Source organism: Lactiplantibacillus sp. 30.2.29 (assembly GCF_018991255.1).
Taxonomy (GTDB): Bacteria; Bacillota; Bacilli; order Lactobacillales; family Lactobacillaceae; genus Lactiplantibacillus; species Lactiplantibacillus pentosus.
The window spans coordinates 84,735-102,489 of sequence record NZ_JAGYGU010000006.1 but is presented as its reverse complement, the minus strand read 5'-3'; the positions used below and the strand labels follow the sequence as shown (position 1 = coordinate 102,489).

Here is a 17,755-nt window from a genome sequence, read left to right as displayed (position 1 = left end):
TTTCGTTTTCAGGGTTGCTATTCGGTGGTTGAAAGCTCGCACACTGCGGCTTAAATGTGGCGAATTACCAATTTTTAGACGTTTAAGCTGGCATTCGACATAACTTAGTTGGCTACAGAGACTTTTGATTGTCCACGACGTCTGTAGAACCGGTATACTAATAACATAAGCATAAATCATCTAATACGAGGGAGCCCAATATGAAACAAATTGTAGCGGGAATGATTGCCCACGTCGACGCTGGTAAAACGACGCTATCAGAAGCGCTACTTTACCGTTCTGGGGCGCTGCGGCAATTAGGGCGTGTGGATAATGGCGATGCCTTTTTGGATACGGACACGCTTGAAAAACAGCGGGGCATCACGATTTTTTCGCACCAAGCTAATTTAAAATATAATAATCTTGATTTGACATTACTAGATACGCCGGGACATGTCGATTTTGCGACACAGACCGAACAAGTCCTTTCCGTCTTGGATTACGCAATTCTGGTCATTTCAGCGACCGATGGCGTTCAAGGCTATACGCGAACTTTATGGCGATTATTAGCGCGCTACCACGTGCCGACCATCATCTTCGTCAATAAGATGGACGCGCCTGGAACGGATGCGGCGCACTTGATGGCGCAAGTTCAACAGACCTTATCGCCTGGTTGCGTCGCCTTTAATACGGTTGAAGCCAATGCGACGGCTGCTGAATCGCCGACGGTTCCAGATGTGGCAATGGAAGACATTGCGATGCAAAATGACGACGTTTTGGCCGATTACCTTGAAACGGGGAAGATTGATGATGAGACGATTCGGCACATGATTCAGCGCCGCGAGATTTTCCCCTGCTACTTTGGTGCGGCCTTGAAATTAACGGGTGTCGATGACCTCATGACCGGGTTGGACCACTGGACGTTGCCAAAACCAGCTGCGGCTGAGTTTGGCGCTCAGGTGTTTAAAATCACGCATGATGAGCAGGGTGAACGGCTAACCTGGGTCAGAGTCACTGGCGGTGCGTTGCATCCTAAAGACGTGGTACTGGGCGCGCAAAAGGTCAATCAACTGCGCATCTATAGCGGGACGAAGTATGAGACCCAATCAGTGGTCAATGCAGGGACGGTCTGTGTGATTACTGGGCTAACCCAGACGTATCCTGGTCAGGGATTAGGCGCTGCAGCGGATGGGCAACAACCGCTGATGCAACCGGTATTAACGTACGCACTCGATCCGCAGTCCGAGGACCTGCATGCCTGTTTGACGGCACTACGACAACTTGAGGATGAAGACCCACAACTACACGTCACCTGGTCGGAATCGTTACAAGAATTACGGGTACAAGTGATGGGCACGATTCAACTAGAGGTGTTGCAACAGTTGCTCAAGGACCGGTTTCAACTAACGGTTCAGTTTGGCACTGGCAGTATTTTGTATCAAGAGACAATTACCGCACCAGTTGAAGGGGTCGGCCACTTTGAACCATTGCGGCACTATGCAGAGGTGCACTTGCTGCTGGAACCGGCACCCCGGGGTAGTGGCTTGCACTTCGCTGCTGATTGTTCCTTGGAAGTCCTCGGTCGTAATTGGCAACATCAAGTCTTATCTAACTTACAGGCAAAGACGCAACGGGGCGTACTGGTTGGGGCGCCACTGACTGATGTCAACGTGACCTTGATCAGCGGTCGGGCTAGCATCGTCCATTCAGTCGGAGGCGACTTCCGCGAAGCAACGTGGCGCGCTTTGCGTCAGGGATTGATGATGTTGCGGCAACGAGGTGCCTGTCAGCTGTTAGAGCCATGGTATCGTTTTCGATTAGAGGTTGGTCAAGACCAAGTAGGCCGGGCAATGACGGACATTCAACGGATGAACGGCCAGTTCGACGCACCGGTCGCAAATACTAGTGTTGCAACGGATGGCACGGAATTGACCACGATTACCGGCGTGGCGCCAGTCGCAGCGATGCAAGATTATTCGCAGACGGTGCGGGCCTACACGCATGGTCAGGGCCAATTGGAGTGTGTGGTGGATGGCTATCGGCCGTGTCATAATGCTGATGAAGTCATTGCGGACGAATCCTACGTCCCAACTGCAGACTTGGAAAACACGCCTGACTCCGTCTTTTGCGCACACGGCGCGGGTTATCCGGTGGCTTGGGATCAGGTGCCGGAGATGGCGCATGTGGCGTATGTTTATTCGGATACAGAATAAGTGCATTTTAATTTATTATCAAAATAGGAACTATGAAAAGTCGGATTGTGGGTGTGATAGTTAATACGACGCTTGTGGTAGCTTTTCAGTATGTCGACCCAAGCTTATTTGCGAGTGGCATCGTACACATATTCAATATATTTTTGTCAATGAGAGGATGATAAATGTGAAGAAAATCGCGCCCATTTTCGTTGGACTCGGGGCGATTAGTTTTGGTGTGCCGGCATCGTTGTTTAAAATTGCGCGGCGAGAAGGGGTGGCTAATGGCCCCTTGCTGTTCTGGTCATTCCTTAGCGCAGTTGTTATCTTAGGTGTTATTCAATTAGTTCGACACGCACGTTTAAAAGGCCAGGCAACGAGTTGGAAGCAAATTGGCCTGGTGATTGCGGCAGGAACGGCATCAGGGTTTACTAATACCTTTTATATTCAGGCACTGAAACTTATCCCAGTTGCCGTGGCTGCAGTGATGCTGATGCAGGCAGTCTGGTTGTCGACGTTACTAGGGGCAGTCATTCATCATCGGCGCCCCTCACGACTACAAACGGTCAGCATTGTTTTGGTATTGCTAGGCACGATTTTAGCTGCTGGCCTGTTTCCGATTACGCAGGCACTCTCACCATGGGGCTTGTTGCTTAGCTTCTTGGCCGCTTGTTCATATGCTTGTACGATGCAGTTCACAGCTAGCTTAGGCAATAACCTCGACCCGTTATCGAAAACGTGGTTGCTGTGTTTGGGGGCTTTCATACTCATTGCCATCTTGTGGTCGCCGCAATTGATTACCGCACCAACCACGCCAGCAACGGTCGGTTGGGGTGTGCTAATTGCACTCTTTTCCATGGTTTTCCCGTTGGTCATGTATTCACTATTCATGCCATACTTGGAGTTGGGCATTGGGCCAATTCTTTCTTCGTTGGAATTGCCAGCTTCGATTGTCGTGGCATTTGTATTATTAGGTGAAACCGTTGATTGGGTTCAGATGGTGGGAGTTGTTGTCATCATTACGGCTGTTATTTTACCGAATGTGTTGAATCGGCGGCGGATGCGCTAAAAATTAATAGTTACGTACAAAGCCACCAGCGAGGTTGAACTCGCTGGTGGCTTTTAGGAATGTTTCACGTGAAACATTCCTAAAAAATCATTCCATTACTCAACGTGACCACTGATTAGTTGCCTCAACGACACATTTTGGGTAATCTAGGACCAACTTGAAAGGTGGCGAGCAAAATGACTTATCATATTGAACCAGCGCGAGCGGACAGTGATTTTGCGTCGATTCGAAAGGTCTATTACGAGACTTGGTTATCAGCATATCGCGACTTAATTCCTGAAGCGGCCCTTAAGCAACTCACACCCGCTATTTGGCGTCCTGAACGACATTGGCGCAATATGTTACTGGCGGTAACGGCTGCCGGTGAAATCATCGGTGTCTGTACATATGGTCCGGCCCGTAATGTGGCATATGCAGGGTGGGGCGAGTTGTATTCGTTATACGTGCGCCCAGCGTATCAGCATGATGGGGTCGGGCACCATTTAATCACGACGGCCCTGCAACAGTTGCGTGCTGATTTTTTGCAAATCTATCTATTGGTCTTGGCTAACAATGACACTGCGCAACAGTTTTATCGTCAACATGGGTTCCGTGATACTGGTCGCCAATATGTCGATCAGGCGCCTTTTGGGACGTTACATGAACGCATTTTTATTACGTGATTTAAAAGATGAGCAGTCCGTTCAAGTGTGTCGGTATTCGGCATACTTGGTGGATTGCTCATCTTTTAAGCGAGCTTAGTAATTAATTGTGTCGCAACGGCGCGGACTGAAAATGGATTTTGGCCCGTAATCAGTCGACCGTCAGTGACGGCATATTCACTGTAAAAACTGTGTTGGCTAAACGTGGCGCCGTGCGCGGTTGCTTGGTCGCGATTAAGGAAGGGCACGACCCGTTTTTTGCCGGCGAGACGCTCTTCAGTGGCAGTAAAGCCGGTAATTGTTTTGCCCGCAATCAGGAATTGCCCGTTTGCGTCCTTGATGTTGAACAGGCCAGCAATCCCATGGCAGACGGAAGTGACATAGCCGCCGTGCTGATAGATGGCACTGGCAATGGCCTGCAATTCAGGATTATCTGGAAAATCCCACATGACACCATGGCCGCCGGTATAATAAATGGCGGCGTAATCCTCAGGCTTGATCTGACTGGGTGTCAAGGTATGGCTCAGGGCGCGGTCGATAAAATCAGGGTTTTCGTAAATCGCCATGGTTGCGGCGTCCGTGTACTTCATGCTGCGTGGATCTAGTGGCACGAAGCCACCCTTCGGACTGACGTAATCCACGTCAATGTGGGCTCGCTGCATTTCATCGACAAACTCTGCTGCTTCGCCCAACCATAAACCGGTGGGGTCGTTGGTACCTTGGTAACGCATGACGTTAGTTTCGACGATCAGCACTTTTTTCATTGTTAATCACTCCTAAAATTAGTGCGCATTCTGGTCAGCTGAAGTCGTTGCAACTTCAATGACAATTTTGCCAGTCGCGTGGCCGGAATGCGAATATTGTAACGCGTCATTAATTTGATCAAGTGGCATCACGCGGTCGATAATTGGCCGCAGTGTGCCTTGCGCCAGTAGTTCGTTTAGAATGGTCAACTGCTGACCACTCGGATGCATAAACAAGAAATCATAGGTCGCGTGCGTTTGCTTTTCTAACCGACTGAGGGACCGGGTCGCGAGAGCAAACAACCATTGTTTCCAGATAGGCACACCGTAAGATTTGCCAAACCGAGCGTTAGGTAAGCCGGCGATACTGACAACGTGGCCGCCCGGTTTAATGATTTTGAAGGCTGCTTGTAAGTCCTGACCACCCCGAGTATCGAGGACCGCATCGTAATCAGTTAATACGTCCGCAAAGTTTTGCTGATGATAATCGATAATCTTGTCGGCACCTAAGGACCGGACGAGGTCGAAATGTTGCAGGCTAGTGGTTGTGGCAACGAATGCGCCGAAGTACTTTGCCAGCTGAATCGCCAGACTACCGATACCACCTGAACCACCGGGAATAAAGACTTTTTGACCAGGCTGAAGCTGCATGATATCGTGTAACGCTTGGTAGCTCGTGAGACCAACTAGTGGAATTGCGGCGGCCTCGGTGAAAGTCAGGTTCTGTGGCTTGAAGGCAATGGCAGTATGATCGATCGCGATAAACTCAGCGAAGGTACCGATACGGTCTTTAGGCGCACGGCCATAGACTGCATCGCCAACTTTGAAAGCTGTGACTTGAGCACCAACTTCAGTAATTACGCCGGCAAAATCATTACCCAACGTTAACGGCATGTGATATTTGAGCAGGGGTCGGATACCACCGGCCATAATTTTTAAATCGAGCGGATTAATGCTCGCGGCCATAATTTTGACCAGGACGTCGTGGGCGCCAACGACAGGAACTGGCGTGTCTGTAAGTGTCAGAGTGGCTTGTTTATAATGGTTAATCTGTGCTGCCTTCATAAGGTTCCTCCGTATCCGTTCAAGCGTTTAACACCTTGAACAAAGCATGGTGCTGATTTTAGACCGTCGCTTACTAAAAGTCAACAATTATTGTTTGACTTTCGTCGTTTGCAAGTGTTAAATGGTTTAAGAATACGAACGAGTAAGCCAGCTTTTATCATTAAAGGACGTGAGTAGATGGCAGAACAAACGATGGCAATTTTCAAAGCAGGAGTGCCAATTTTCACCATTTTACAAGATACGCATCGCCAACAAATTCTCGTGATGCTATGCCGGACTGACCAGATGACGGTCAATCAGATTACGGCGCAAGTGGCCTTGTCACGACCAGCTGTCTCGCATCATTTGAAATTAATGCTGGACGCGGGCATCGTAGCAGTGAACCAGACTGGAACTGAGCGGTATTATCGTGCCAATATGGGGCCAACATTAAAATTACTGCGGGAGCTGACCGCTTCCTTAGAGGCTGATATTGCCAGTCAACAATCCTCACAAAACAACTAACACAACACGAAAAACACCTGCACAAGAAATGGCCCCCTGGTGGGTGTCTTCTTGCGCAGGTGTTTTTGTATGATGAAAGGGATTTGCTAAGAAATTTGGACTAAGCTGCCGTCCGAATGGCTTTGAACGCCTGGTGGTAAAGGGCCCAACCAATCAAGCAAGTTAGGACATCGGCAACGGGTTGTGCCCAGATGATCCCGGTTAACCCGAATAACTGGGCCAGGATCACGATGGCTAGTCCCAGCAAGACCGCCTGACGAGAAAGGGCCATCGTCAACGCACTCATAGCCGCGCCGATTGATTGGAAGACCGTCGTGAAGACTAGAATGAAGCCGACCAATGGTGTCGTCAGCAGCATCGCCCGGAGCATATGAGTTCCCATACTGATGATTGCGGCTTGATTCATAAATAATTTAATCAGTTGTGGGGCAAATAACATCAAAATAATGGCACAAATCGAAGCATAGCCGCCTTCAATTTTTAAGTCAAACCGGAGTGTCGCTCGCAGGCGGTCCCAATTCTTGGCACCGTACGTATAGCCGATGAGGGGCTGAGCACCAAAGGCAAAGCCAACCATCACCATCATGACGACCATGTAGATTTTTTGAACGATTCCCATCGCAGCCACGGCTTGGGCGCCATAAGCAGCCAAGTAACTGTTTAAAATCATCATCCCAAAACTCTGCGTTAGATTGGTCAATGAGGCGGGAATTCCGACTGCGACCACGGCCTTAAAGTCTGGCCGCGAAACGTGTGCGAGTTTTGGTGCCAGTGACAAAGTCTTCGTCCGGCGCATGAAGAGCACCAGCAATCCAGTATTCACGGCGTAGCCCAAGACGTTCGCAAAAGCGACCCCCGAAGCACCCCAGTGAAAGCCAAATAGGAAGAGGGGATCAAGGATGATGGTCAAAACGGTCCCGCTGATCGTCGCAATCATCGATAGTTGCGCCAAGCCCTCAGTCCGAATAATATTGCCGGGAACCAGTGAGACGATGATGAACGTTGACCCCAATACTAGGATGCGATAAAAATCTGAAATATAGGGCCGCGTGGCGGCAGTCGCGCCTAATAACCCGAGGATGGGCTGCTCAAAGACCAATAGTAACGCAGTAATCACGAGGCTGAGAGCAATCGCAATGTAAAAACAAAAACTACTGATACGCGCACTTTGCTCGTAATGATGTTTCCCCAGCGCCCGTGAAATTACGGCACTGCCACCGAGACCAAAAATATCGCCAATTGCTAGCATAAATGAAAACAGGGGGCTGCCGAGCGCAATCCCGGCGACTAAATCAGCGTTGCCAGTCTGAGCAACGAAGAAGGTGTCAGCCAAGTTGTAAATCATACTGGCAACCATTCCTAACACCACGGGTAAAGCTAGATGAAAGTAGGCTTTAGGAATCGGTGCCTTTTCGAATAAATCATTCATAAAAATAAGGTCACTCCTTAATCTGAACTGTCGGTCGTAGAAGGTGTGACGAGACGGACAGAAAAATAATCATTATTTTCATGATACGCTTGGGTGTCAAGGGGCTCAAGAAATTTTGCATGGTAGCAGGTCGTGGTTGTGATTGCTGCACTGAATTGTTGCAGTCAAAGTTGCGCTGTTAGCGAGACAAAAAAGGTATTGCACAGCCATTCAGCGTGCAATACCACAATAATTGGTTAGATTAATTACTGGATTAACGAAGGTCGATCTGGTGTAGGTTGACTGGCATTTGACCGGTATGATGGCCGACCGTACCAGCATGCATGGCTTGAGCGCCGTGAACAAAGTGCGCACCAGTCGCTGCAATTAATCCCATTCCTAAAACTGTAATAATACTTAATACCATCATAGTCACCCGTTTCTGATTATTTCTGCACATCTATTGTAGCGCTTACATCACCATTGTCCTTTGAGTTGTATTAGAATAGAATTAATATTTTCACTTTTATAAAATGAAGCGTTAAAAACCTGAAAGTGGGCGATTATTTGAAAATTACGGAAGGTTATTTACCGTTCCGAGGGTATCAGACTTATTATCGGATCGTGGGGGATCGCCAGTCTGAGTTGACACCACTCTTATTGTTACATGGTGGCCCGGGCTCAACCCATAATTATTTTGAAAGTTTTGATGAATTATCACGTCAGACAGGCCGACCAATTATCATGTATGACCAGTTGGGGTGCGGCCGCTCGTCGATACCAGATAAGCCAGAACTGTGGCAAGCAAGTACTTGGGTGGCGGAATTACAGGCTTTACGCACAGCGTTAGATTTGCCGGCTATTCATCTGCTCGGCCAATCGTGGGGCGGCATGCTCGCGATTATCTATAGTTGTGATTATCAGCCCCAAGGCCTTAAAAGCCTGATTCTAGCGAGCACCTTGTCATCTGCTCGATTATGGGCGCAAGAACAGCATCGAATGATTCGATTGATGCCGACGTCGGAGCAAACGGCAATTGCAGAAGCGGAGCGGCACCATGATTTCACTGGGGTGGCATATCAGGCAGCCAACCAACACTTTATGACCCAGCATGCGAGTGGCCCAGTCACGGCCGCTGACCCGGAATTCTTGCGGCGACCTAAACGAACGGGGACGCAAGCCTATCAGGCAGCCTGGGGACCAAACGAGTACTGCCCGACCGGCACGCTCGCCGACTACGATTACACGGACAAGTTGCGTCAGTTACAAGTGCCTACGCTAGTCACCAGTGGGACGGACGACCTGTGTACGCCCTTGATTGCCAAGACGATGGTCGACCAGTTGCCGAATGCGACGTGGACGTTATTCGCTCATAGCCGGCATATGGCGTTTATTGATGAGCCAACGGCCTACTTTGCTCGTCTGCAACGCTGGTTGGCCACACACGACTAACGAAAATCTGGGGTAATATTTCCCGGGAAATACTCGCACGAAAGACGGCACCCTAGCTGATAGGGTGCCGTTTTGAGCTGCATCGACGATGATAAAGGTTATTGAAGCAATCTTTTTGGTCTGACTAGTGTTGATAGACAAAGACAAATTGCTGGTCAGTGGATGCCTCAGGGTCAAATTGGTAATCGGGATGATCAAACTGGGTGATGGCCGCCACGTCGGTCACTTGATGCTCTGCGAGGAACCGAACCATGGCGCCACGAGCCATCTTCGCTAAGGTGGCCTTGGTCTTCAACTGACCATTAACGCGACTGGCAAAGACGATGTCAATCATCGGTTGCCCAGGCACCAGATATGGCCGAATCGCTTTTGTATACTCCTGCGAGGCCAAGTTGATGATTGGCTCTGGCTGGGGAGTCAGCGCCTGATAGAGTTGGTCATGCCAGAAATGATAGAGATCCTTGTAAGCACCAATCTTAAGCCGAGCCTGCATCTCTAGCCGATACGGGACGATACCATCAAAGGGGCGCAGAATACCATAAAAGCCTGACAAAATACGCAAGTGGTCCTGGAGATAGTCCAGGGCTGGTTGGGTAAAGATGTCTGGTGCCATGTATTGATACTGAATCCCACTGTAACTCAAAACAGCGGGAGTTAACTGTTGTGTTAGGTCAACTTTTTGCAGCCAATCATAGTTGGGTTGCGCGAGCTTGTCGCTACAATGCCACAATTGCTTGGCCTCGGGGTAACTCAATTGCCGCAACCGTGTCAGTAATTGTTGTGCTTGGTCGAGATAGACCGGGGTCGTGAGCGATGGAAAAGCGTCTTGATCGACAATCATTTTTTTAGCTGGAGCGATGATAATTTTCACGAAATCACTACTTTCAATCAAAAATAATGCCATTAATTTAATGGAAACGAGGTCACTTTTACGTAATAGCTTAATATAGACCTGAAGTTCTGACAATGGCAGACGAGTCGTCTGACCCGTTTTCATCATAGACGGGTCTACCGCTTTCACCTATACTAAGGCTAATGAAGCATTGGTGAAAGGAGGGATTGGTGTGGCCGTTAAAATTTCAAAACCATTGAAGCGACTGCTGAAGGCGAGCGTGTTAGGGCGCAACAAGAATCACCCACTGGCTGGGTGGAACGTCTAAACGATTTTATACCACGATGGGGGTAGTGGGACGGCGCTGACGCTTAATTTTTTATTAGATAAGTATAACCGCAATTACTTAGAAGCAGATGAGCGACCACTGAGCGATGCGGTTTTGAAAGAAGTACTGCGCGTCGTGAGTGAGGACGCACGGTTAGTGGATGTGGCACCCCGGAAAGTTCGAATGCCGATGCGTAATGGTGGCTTTCATATGCAGCAATCGTATGTTTATCGAATTACGAGCAGTGGAATTGAATATTTATCCATGATGCAAAAAGTGGTCGAAGCTGAAAGTACGGTTACTGCCATATTACGCGCATCAATGAATTCTGCGATTATGTGCATACTTTGAACGCACCGCAAGCTGATCTGACGAGCACGGGCATCTGAATTGCCGCCCAATTTTTCTCAATCCTAAAACACACGACAGCGGAACAGTTATTGGCCATTCAGACGCCGCAACAAGTTGTCGAGTGGTTGAGTCTGTACGGTAAAATCTCCCCGAGTCGAACGCGTGCGGTAACGTTAGAACCTGCGCCTTTTCAAGACGAAGCAAACACGATTCACGTCTTAGAACGCTTCGTCGAACAGGAACAGTTGATTGGCGATTATGAGCAACTGATTGGAAATTGGTTACAGTAACTGATGAATGCAAACTTATGTTCCCCAATCGAACCTGGTTGCGTTATAATTAGTTGAAGCACATTAAAGACTAAAAGGGGTTTGACATCATGGATTTAGCACTTTTAAAGCAAGTTGCGCAAACGACGAATAAGATTGCGCTTAGTACGGCAGTTAATAGCGAAGCCGACGTTAAAATCGTCAACTTTGTGTGGTATGCGGATCAGCCGGATACGTTATATTTTTCATCGGTTAAGACGAGTCCGGCCTTAAAGGTCTATGATCAGAACCCAGATATTGCCTTTATCACGATTCCTAATGACGGGACGCCCGGGAACCCTTATTTACGCGCGCAACACGTCAAGTTACAACGGTCCACTAAGACCATGGATGAGTTACTCCCACAATATTTAAAAACGATTCCGAACTATCAACAAGTATGGGATGCCATTGGATCAACCTTGGTCGTCTTCGAATTGAAATTATCCACACTGTTCGTCGATGCCGGTGTGGGTGGCGAAAAACAAACGTTACAGTTTGACTAGACTAAGTGTAGAAGAACAGTCGTTTTAAGCGTGCTGGTCCCTACCAAATTGATTGTTGAAATAATACAAGCTTTACTTTATTTATACGGCCTTATTCCAGTCTTTTGCTGGGGTGAGGTCGTTTCTGGACGTAAAGCATGATACAAGACTCGAGTCTAATAAACACGTTGTTGAAACTTAACCAGTGACTTGGAGATAAGATGAATGAATAATACAGTCGTAATTGAAAACATAAAGAAATGGCTGAAGCAAACGAAATCATCACAAGTGTGGTTGGCAGAACAAATTCAAGTCAGTCCGACGATGCTTAGTCAGATGCTTAAAGGGGAAAGAAAAATCCAAACTAAACATCTGATCGGTATTTGTAAAGTGACGGGCATGACACCCAATCAATTAGCTAAGGACGAGAACAAACAAGATTCTAATGAGCCCGCATACGTTTTAATGGGAGAACTTTCAAGTCGGGAATCCACAAGGGAGTTTAAGAAACTACTCTTAGACATTAAAAGCTATGTGGATTTAGAGGCGATGACCCATGAGTAAACAGAGTAGTTTATCGGAAGTAATCGCGGATAATGCAGCGGATGTCTTTTTAAAAGAAAACGTTGGATCGGATATATTTATTGCTTCAGATATAGAAAATCTAATTGCTAAAACGGCTCAAGTCATCTATCAAAATATTGACGATCCTAAATTTTTTGGCGCTTTGATTAACTATAAGGATAAATGTTTTGTCGTTTTAAATACACATCAAGATTTGAGAGCTCGCTATTATAGTGCTGCTCATGAGATGTGGCATCTGGCGTTAGAAGGTTCGATGTTGGGTAGACAAAGCGAGGTTATTAAAACTGCTGCAACCCAAGAAGATTTCGATAATGAACGTGCAGCAGACCATTTTGCAGTGGCTCTGATGTTACCAAAAAAGATAGTTGTTAACACTTGGTATAAGTATGTACAGCAGCGGGAAGTTCCCAATCCTGCACTTGCCAAGGAAGCGGTTGTTCGTATTGCTGAGGTATCTTCAATGCCATATGAGGCCGTATGCAGACGTTTAGATGAATTACATTTATTAATGAGCCGGGATTTACTACGATGGACAAGAGAGGAATGGGTGGCATATTTGGAACAAGTCGGTTTTCCACCTAGTCCTTTAGATAATGCCGCTAATTTTAAACAATTTGCCGGTCTGTCCTCCTTTATTAAAAAACAAGTGGATAAAGGTCAAATGACATTAATGGAAGCGGCAAATTTTTTAACGAATTCCGATCCAAAACAGGCTATTAATTATTTGAAACTGCGAAAAGAAAAAGTCGAAAGACAGTTGTCCGAGGATGAAAATGGTTGATAGAAAAAAGGTGAAAACCTTTATAGATACAAACATGCTAATTTTTCATAGAATTTCGTCAAACGCCAAAAACGAGATTTGCATGAGTTATGTTACTCACGCAAATCTCGTTTTTTTAAGACTGAACAAAGCTAGAAACGGTTGTCCAGACGCAGGTTAATTGGTTACCACTGATTAGCTGTTGCATGCTCTTTGCCCGCAACATCAGTTCAATTACTTAACATAAGCAGTTCGATAATTGGCGGCACCACTGAAGTTGTTATAAACGACACCTTGTAGATGAGATTTGACCAAGATGCTAGAACGACCTTCATACAACGGTGTGACTGCTTGGTCGTTCAATGCAATTTTGCCCGCTTGGACTAAATCTTGATAACGTTTCGTTGCATTTAAGGCGTCGATGCCTTCAGCGGCTTGCATTGCACGGTCATAGGACTTGCTTTGATAATGCCCCATGTTGGAGTTACTATCAGATGTCAGAATCGTCAGTGATTGCGATGGATCAGCGAAATCCATGGCCCAGCTGGTCAGATTCAACTGATAGTCACCCTTGGAGACTTTGCCCAGCATGGCAGTGAATGGCATTGCCTTGATATTGACTTTCAGACCGGGTAGATGGCTGGTGAGCTGACCTTGGATGAATTCAGCGATTTGATGCGAGGCATCATCATCACCACAAGTAATCGACAAGGTCAGCTGCTTTTGATGCAATTGTTGTTGTGCCTGGCGATAGGTGGTCCGGGCCTTGGCTAAATCATAGCTGACCGTACCGTTGACCGTGGCATCATCGGCAAAATCTGCCCCAGTCTTGGGATTCTTAGCCATATTACGAACACCGAAACTCTTCGCCGGAATCGATCCGTTGGCCAATACCTTGTGCGTTAACTGGTTGCGATTGATGGCTAAGGATAGCGCCGTTCGTAGCTTCTGGTTGGCGGCAACGTGGTCGTGCTGATTATACTGAATGAAACCGATGCGACCACCAGCGAGTGTTTTTAATTCAGAATTAGTCTTATTTTGGACACTCTGTTCACCGCTAAGGGTGACCGTATCAAGCTTGTTTGACTGGTACAGATTATAGGCCGTCGTATTAGACTTAATGACCTGATAATTGATTTGGTGGAGTCGAACGAGCTGATGGTCATAATAAGTCGGGTTCTTTTTCAGTGTCCAAGTATTATTGGTCCCAGTCCAGCCGGTGAGTGTAAACGGCCCGTTATAAACGGTCTTGGCGGCTGAAGTGCCGTACTTTTGCCCGTATTTCTGGACGGCGTTTTGATTGACCGGATAGAAGGTCGAAACGGCTAAAATCTTTTTGAAGTAGGCGACCGGTTTGCTTAACGTAATCGTCAATTGATAGTTGCCATTAGCTTTGACGCCGAGCGTGGACGGTTGTTTTTTACCCGCCGCAATCGCGTCAGCGTTTTTGATATTCGTAAAAACGTAAGTGAATTCAGACTTGGTCTTCGGATCAAGCGTCCGTCTCCATGAATAGACGAAGTCATGGGCGGTTACTTTGTGGCCGTTGCTCCAGCGCGCATCATGGCGCAGGTTGATGGTATATGTGTGGCCATTGTTGGTCACGGTCGTTTTAGTTGCCAAGGCGTTGACTGGTTTACTCTGGCTGTTCAGGCGGTATAGGCCTTCATCAACCTGCGTCAGTTGACTGTTAGAAGTGCTATCAGTCATTTTGGCCGGGTCAAGGCTCATGATTTCAGAGCCAGCGGATAAGTTGATGACCTGTGATTGTTTGGTATGACCGGCCTGCGAATGGGCGTTAACGGTGAATCCGATACCGCCAATAATTGCCACGCCGCCGATCGTTAATAATAATTTGTGTCCCCGTGATAAACTCATGTTGTATTCCTCCAAAAGAATAATTAGATTGGTTGAAGTTGTACAATGAGTTTTGCCATCGTTTTGTGACCATGTATTTCACCCCGTTTGAAAGTCAAAAAAACCGTCCTTATCCAGCCAATGCTGTGTTAAGGACGGTTTTTGAGAACCGCGGTGCCACCTTAATTGAGTGTTCACGAATTTAGTCATATAAATTCCGCAAACACTCCTACTCCATAGGGAACCAACATTCCCCTGACAACTGACGTATGTCGCACGTCTTATCGTACTCTCGACAAATGTCGATTTCGGAAAAGCCCTCGGTGGTCCATTTAATCATCTGCGTTCGGCCATACTCTCAGCAACGATGACTCTCTGTGCGGGCACGATAATCTTGATCTCCACCTCATTGGTTTATAAGGACGATATTTTGTTGAAAAGAGTATACCGCTAATGAAAATCAGTTGTCAAGGGCTGGAAAAATATTGGTCAGCGGATGATTGTCAACAATCAGATTTTTTACCTAACGGACTTTAACGGTAATAATACAGTGTTGGCGCTAAATGGCTAGTGGCTTTCGATAGTTCAGCTAAACTAATAGCTTTCATTCTGTGAGAATAGAAATTATAATGACATCAAGGATGTAAACGAATTCATAAATGAACAGTCACACAGAGGAGGCGCCACGACATGAGTTTTCGAGTAGTTGCCGGTTATTTTGGCGAATTTAGTGATGAAGCGAAGCAGGCAAATCAAGATTTGGGTGTTATTGGGATTTCATTTCAGTATCAGTGCAATCTCGTTTATCCAGAAGGGGCTGGTCCCAACTTTGGCTTTCGGACGAACAAGCAAGCGATTGATGTCTTTGATGCATTGCACGTGGCGTACGATGGCTTTAAGGTGCAAGCCGGCCTAGTCAAAGCCATGGGCCTCGTGGATTATCAATTAATTGGTGGACGCTATGAACTCACAGGGCATGATTTTCGTGAATTGAGTTTGGCGGAAATTAATCAAAACTTAGCGGCCATGCCCGGATTATTAGTCACAGGTCCAATGCCGATACGATATATCACGTATCAACGAACGACTGATTCGGTGGATACGACCACCTTTAGTGGGAACTGGACGTTAGGGGATAGCGTTGGCTTCCGTCAGTTAAACGACACGGCAACCGAGTCACTGCAAGCACCAGTGGCGGCGTTGATTACAGCAATTGACCAGCTAGGCGGCACATTACAGCAAATTGATAAACCAACACCACAAGCTTCAACGGCGCTTCCGGCACATTTAAGCGATGATGTTCATCAGGCTAATGTTGATGCTTGGGTGGCTTTAACGCAGCCACAGGGTGACGAACAGCAGGTTTTACAGGCGATTCACGCCGCAGAAATAGAGAACCAGCGCATGAATGAAGCACTGACCCGAGTTTATTTGAAGTAAGATGTTTCACGTGAAACAATTTTGTTTCGACAGAGAAGTTGTTGTTTTCTTAAGGACATCGCATGTTATGATATTGAGCAACATCAATCATAGATTCGGAGTGCAAAAACATGCTTTTAGAAACCTACCAGCATCGGCCATTTATCAAGCAGACAGGGGATATCTTAACGACGGCGCGGTTTCGTGAAATGCCAAGAGACCTTAATTGGCCGAAAGAGCTGTATGCCTATGACTGGTTGCGAACACAATATCAGCAGCGCCGGCTTCCACTTAATACGCAGCACGCTTTAATTTGGGCCTGGCCGCAATTACCAGTTGGGTTACCGGCTGTGGAACAAACAGATCGGCGGGTCGCCATGGTGCACTTGTGGCTAGATGTGCCGGATGAAATTGTATTATCGATGAATTTTCAGGCTTGGTGTCTGATTTTGATTGGCGCCAGTTTGGACCACGACCAAGCACTCGTCGATAGCTGGCAACGGTTATTTGATGAAGCGTGGTTAGTCGCCCACGACATTGCATCCGCAGACAACTGGGACCGTCAAGTGGTGCTGCCATACGTGAAACGAGATTGGATCAAACGCGTCAAGTATCTAAGGGGTGTTCGCTAACCACGAGTCTGCAATTGGTCGACAGGCTTGCTTAGTGCCAATGAGAAAGAGGCAACAACCAATGGCAGCTGTAACGTTTTACGTCATCATTATTCGTTAGCTTAACAAAAAATGCTTACCAGTGATCAATCACTAGTAAGCATTTTTTGTGTTGCCCCAACTTAAAGTCGGCTGTTGTAAATCAAGAAACTGATGTAGCATTTGTCGCCATCAGGTAAGTCGTAACCGGTATTTTCGTTACTACCGTCATTTTCATGTAAAACGACGAATTCACCTGAACCGTAATCTTGATCGTTTAAATATTTCACTAAACGTTCGTCACATTCAGCTAAGGTCTTACCGGTAACGACGCGCCGGTTCCAACCACGATGGATTTCAGTATTTGGATTAAGCATCTTCTCAACTCCTCTTAATTATAAAGTCATCAATTGCGCTTGCCGCGCGGGTTGCTGCGCTAGGGCAGTACGCGTTAGGTCAGCGTCGACTTGGTGGGTAGGATTAAAAATAATGAAACGTTCGCCAACGGTTTGAACTTGTTGATAGTTGTGGCTCGCCATAATGATCGTCTTGCCAGCAACTTGTAGCCGTTGCAGTAGGGTCAGCATGTGCTGTTGAGCGGCGATCGTGAGGCCGTTCAACGGTTCATCTAACAATAGAATTTCCGGGTTTAATGCGAGCACGCTAGCTAGTGCCACGCGCTTCTTCTCGCCACCCGACAGTTGGTACGGGACGCGGTCGGCCAAGTCGCCGCAGTCAGTTAATGCCAAACAATCGTCGACACGTTGCTTGATGGTGGCCGCAGATAATCCCAGTTGGCGGGGCCCGAACGCAACTTCGGCCGCGACCGAAGTGTTAAACAACTGGACGTCAGTGTTTTGAAAGACCATCCCGATTTGTTGATGGAGTCGCTGGCGTTGTTGTGCGTTGGCAAGGTAGTCAGCCGTAATGGCTTGGTCGTGCAACCAGTAAGTGCCGCTGGTGGGACTCGCTAAACCGCTGAGGAGCCGTAACAATGTTGATTTGCCCGAGCCATTGGGACCCATGAGACACACAAACTCACCCGCATCAATCGTCAAATTGAGCGCGTTTAACCCACATGTATCAGGATAATCATAGCAAATATTTACCAATTTAATCAATACCAC

At 47.2% G+C, this 17,755-nt stretch carries 20 protein-coding genes; 12 read left to right on the top strand and 8 right to left on the bottom strand.

The features are described from left to right. Positions 1 to 200: 200 nt before the first annotated feature. From KGF65_RS04940 to KGF65_RS04930, 3 genes are all read left to right on the top strand, one after another. Positions 201 to 2,192, top strand: a complete 1,992-nt coding sequence (locus KGF65_RS04940; RefSeq protein ID WP_216748172.1) for a GTP-binding protein — start codon at positions 201 to 203, stop codon at positions 2,190 to 2,192. 166 nt (positions 2,193 to 2,358) lie between these two features. After that, on the top strand, positions 2,359 to 3,240 hold the full coding sequence (locus tag KGF65_RS04935; protein ID WP_101872594.1) for a DMT family transporter: 882 nt from the start codon (positions 2,359 to 2,361) through the stop codon (positions 3,238 to 3,240). A gap of 176 nt (positions 3,241 to 3,416) precedes the next feature. After that, on the top strand, positions 3,417 to 3,902 hold the full coding sequence (locus KGF65_RS04930) for a GNAT family N-acetyltransferase (RefSeq protein ID WP_101872595.1): 486 nt from the start codon (positions 3,417 to 3,419) through the stop codon (positions 3,900 to 3,902). Positions 3,903 to 3,967: 65 nt separating this feature from the next. On the opposite strand, the gene KGF65_RS04925 is transcribed toward KGF65_RS04930, so the two are convergent. Continuing rightward, entirely contained in the window at positions 3,968 to 4,645 is a 678-nt protein-coding gene (locus KGF65_RS04925; RefSeq protein WP_216748171.1) for a type 1 glutamine amidotransferase domain-containing protein, read from the bottom strand. 18 nt (positions 4,646 to 4,663) lie between these two features. Then, entirely contained in the window at positions 4,664 to 5,689 is a 1,026-nt protein-coding gene (locus tag KGF65_RS04920) for an NADP-dependent oxidoreductase (protein WP_101872597.1), read from the bottom strand. Positions 5,690 to 5,866: 177 nt separating this feature from the next. Between KGF65_RS04920 and KGF65_RS04915 the strand changes: the two genes are divergently transcribed. After that, positions 5,867 to 6,193, top strand: coding sequence for a helix-turn-helix transcriptional regulator (locus KGF65_RS04915; RefSeq protein WP_101872598.1), 327 nt, complete (start codon positions 5,867 to 5,869; stop codon positions 6,191 to 6,193). Positions 6,194 to 6,293: 100 nt separating this feature from the next. Here KGF65_RS04915 and KGF65_RS04910 read toward each other — a convergent pair whose 3' ends face one another. Further along, positions 6,294 to 7,622 (bottom strand): MATE family efflux transporter, encoded by a 1,329-nt coding sequence (locus KGF65_RS04910; RefSeq protein ID WP_050337999.1) that lies wholly within the window; start codon positions 7,620 to 7,622, stop codon positions 6,294 to 6,296. Between the two features lie 253 nt (positions 7,623 to 7,875). Next, positions 7,876 to 8,031, bottom strand: coding sequence for a hypothetical protein (locus tag KGF65_RS04905; RefSeq protein WP_162985045.1), 156 nt, complete (start codon positions 8,029 to 8,031; stop codon positions 7,876 to 7,878). 137 nt (positions 8,032 to 8,168) lie between these two features. On the opposite strand from KGF65_RS04905, the gene pepI reads away from it, so the two are divergent. Further along, positions 8,169 to 9,053 carry a proline iminopeptidase gene (gene pepI, locus KGF65_RS04900; protein WP_216748169.1) on the top strand — a complete coding sequence of 295 codons (885 nt, stop codon included), beginning with the start codon at positions 8,169 to 8,171 and terminating at the stop codon, positions 9,051 to 9,053. A gap of 124 nt (positions 9,054 to 9,177) precedes the next feature. On the opposite strand, the gene yaaA is transcribed toward pepI, so the two are convergent. Then, positions 9,178 to 9,924, bottom strand: coding sequence for a peroxide stress protein YaaA (yaaA, locus tag KGF65_RS04895; RefSeq protein WP_050338351.1), 747 nt, complete (start codon positions 9,922 to 9,924; stop codon positions 9,178 to 9,180). Between the two features lie 424 nt (positions 9,925 to 10,348). On the opposite strand from yaaA, the gene KGF65_RS04890 reads away from it, so the two are divergent. From KGF65_RS04890 to KGF65_RS04870, 5 genes are all read left to right on the top strand, one after another. Further along, positions 10,349 to 10,564 carry a hypothetical protein gene (locus KGF65_RS04890; protein WP_146127351.1) on the top strand — a complete coding sequence of 72 codons (216 nt, stop codon included), beginning with the start codon at positions 10,349 to 10,351 and terminating at the stop codon, positions 10,562 to 10,564. An 89-nt stretch (positions 10,565 to 10,653) separates the two neighbouring features. Next, a complete protein-coding gene (locus KGF65_RS04885) occupies positions 10,654 to 10,854 on the top strand; it encodes a hypothetical protein (protein ID WP_101872601.1) in 201 nt (66 codons plus the stop codon). An 89-nt stretch (positions 10,855 to 10,943) separates the two neighbouring features. Further along, on the top strand, positions 10,944 to 11,378 hold the full coding sequence (locus KGF65_RS04880; protein WP_050337995.1) for a hypothetical protein: 435 nt from the start codon (positions 10,944 to 10,946) through the stop codon (positions 11,376 to 11,378). A 204-nt stretch (positions 11,379 to 11,582) separates the two neighbouring features. Beyond that, positions 11,583 to 11,921, top strand: coding sequence for a helix-turn-helix domain-containing protein (locus KGF65_RS04875; RefSeq protein WP_101872602.1), 339 nt, complete (start codon positions 11,583 to 11,585; stop codon positions 11,919 to 11,921). Continuing rightward, positions 11,914 to 12,723, top strand: coding sequence for an ImmA/IrrE family metallo-endopeptidase (locus KGF65_RS04870; RefSeq protein WP_101872603.1), 810 nt, complete (start codon positions 11,914 to 11,916; stop codon positions 12,721 to 12,723). The genes KGF65_RS04875 and KGF65_RS04870 overlap by 8 nt, the downstream gene beginning before the upstream one ends. A gap of 213 nt (positions 12,724 to 12,936) precedes the next feature. On the opposite strand, the gene KGF65_RS04865 is transcribed toward KGF65_RS04870, so the two are convergent. After that, positions 12,937 to 14,580 (bottom strand): peptide ABC transporter substrate-binding protein, encoded by a 1,644-nt coding sequence (locus tag KGF65_RS04865; protein WP_216748168.1) that lies wholly within the window; start codon positions 14,578 to 14,580, stop codon positions 12,937 to 12,939. 669 nt (positions 14,581 to 15,249) lie between these two features. On the opposite strand from KGF65_RS04865, the gene KGF65_RS04860 reads away from it, so the two are divergent. Next, a complete protein-coding gene (locus tag KGF65_RS04860) occupies positions 15,250 to 15,999 on the top strand; it encodes a hypothetical protein (protein WP_101872604.1) in 750 nt (249 codons plus the stop codon). A 110-nt stretch (positions 16,000 to 16,109) separates the two neighbouring features. Continuing rightward, positions 16,110 to 16,610, top strand: a complete 501-nt coding sequence (locus KGF65_RS04855) for a DUF3841 domain-containing protein (RefSeq protein ID WP_105923454.1) — start codon at positions 16,110 to 16,112, stop codon at positions 16,608 to 16,610. 161 nt (positions 16,611 to 16,771) lie between these two features. Here the strand turns inward: KGF65_RS04855 and KGF65_RS04850 are convergent, their stop codons facing one another. Together KGF65_RS04850 and KGF65_RS04845 are read right to left on the bottom strand one after the other, a co-directional pair. Further along, the gene (locus KGF65_RS04850; RefSeq protein WP_003637349.1) at positions 16,772 to 17,005 is read right to left on the bottom strand and encodes a hypothetical protein; all 234 of its coding nucleotides are present in this window, start codon (positions 17,003 to 17,005) and stop codon (positions 16,772 to 16,774) included. Between the two features lie 18 nt (positions 17,006 to 17,023). After that, positions 17,024 to 17,755 (bottom strand): energy-coupling factor ABC transporter ATP-binding protein, encoded by a 732-nt coding sequence (locus KGF65_RS04845; RefSeq protein WP_162255276.1) that lies wholly within the window; start codon positions 17,753 to 17,755, stop codon positions 17,024 to 17,026.

Bases quoted from the DNA above. Each gene is read 5' to 3' on its own strand.
- KGF65_RS04905 (WP_162985045.1), bottom strand. From the start codon at position 8,031: ATGATGGTATTAAGTATTATTACAGTTTTAGGAATGGGATTAATTGCA.
- KGF65_RS04930 (WP_101872595.1), top strand. From the start codon at position 3,417: ATGACTTATCATATTGAACCAGCGCGAGCGGACAGTGATTTTGCGTCG.
- KGF65_RS04870 (WP_101872603.1), top strand. From the start codon at position 11,914: ATGAGTAAACAGAGTAGTTTATCGGAAGTAATCGCGGATAATGCAGCG.
- KGF65_RS04865 (WP_216748168.1), bottom strand. From the start codon at position 14,580: ATGAGTTTATCACGGGGACACAAATTATTATTAACGATCGGCGGCGTG.
- KGF65_RS04910 (WP_050337999.1), bottom strand. From the start codon at position 7,622: ATGAATGATTTATTCGAAAAGGCACCGATTCCTAAAGCCTACTTTCAT.
- KGF65_RS04860 (WP_101872604.1), top strand. From the start codon at position 15,250: ATGAGTTTTCGAGTAGTTGCCGGTTATTTTGGCGAATTTAGTGATGAA.
- KGF65_RS04915 (WP_101872598.1), top strand. From the start codon at position 5,867: ATGGCAGAACAAACGATGGCAATTTTCAAAGCAGGAGTGCCAATTTTC.
- KGF65_RS04925 (WP_216748171.1), bottom strand. From the start codon at position 4,645: ATGAAAAAAGTGCTGATCGTCGAAACTAACGTCATGCGTTACCAAGGT.
- KGF65_RS04940 (WP_216748172.1), top strand. From the start codon at position 201: ATGAAACAAATTGTAGCGGGAATGATTGCCCACGTCGACGCTGGTAAA.
- KGF65_RS04875 (WP_101872602.1), top strand. From the start codon at position 11,583: ATGAATAATACAGTCGTAATTGAAAACATAAAGAAATGGCTGAAGCAA.
- KGF65_RS04850 (WP_003637349.1), bottom strand. From the start codon at position 17,005: ATGCTTAATCCAAATACTGAAATCCATCGTGGTTGGAACCGGCGCGTC.
- KGF65_RS04920 (WP_101872597.1), bottom strand. From the start codon at position 5,689: ATGAAGGCAGCACAGATTAACCATTATAAACAAGCCACTCTGACACTT.
- KGF65_RS04855 (WP_105923454.1), top strand. From the start codon at position 16,110: ATGCTTTTAGAAACCTACCAGCATCGGCCATTTATCAAGCAGACAGGG.
- KGF65_RS04880 (WP_050337995.1), top strand. From the start codon at position 10,944: ATGGATTTAGCACTTTTAAAGCAAGTTGCGCAAACGACGAATAAGATT.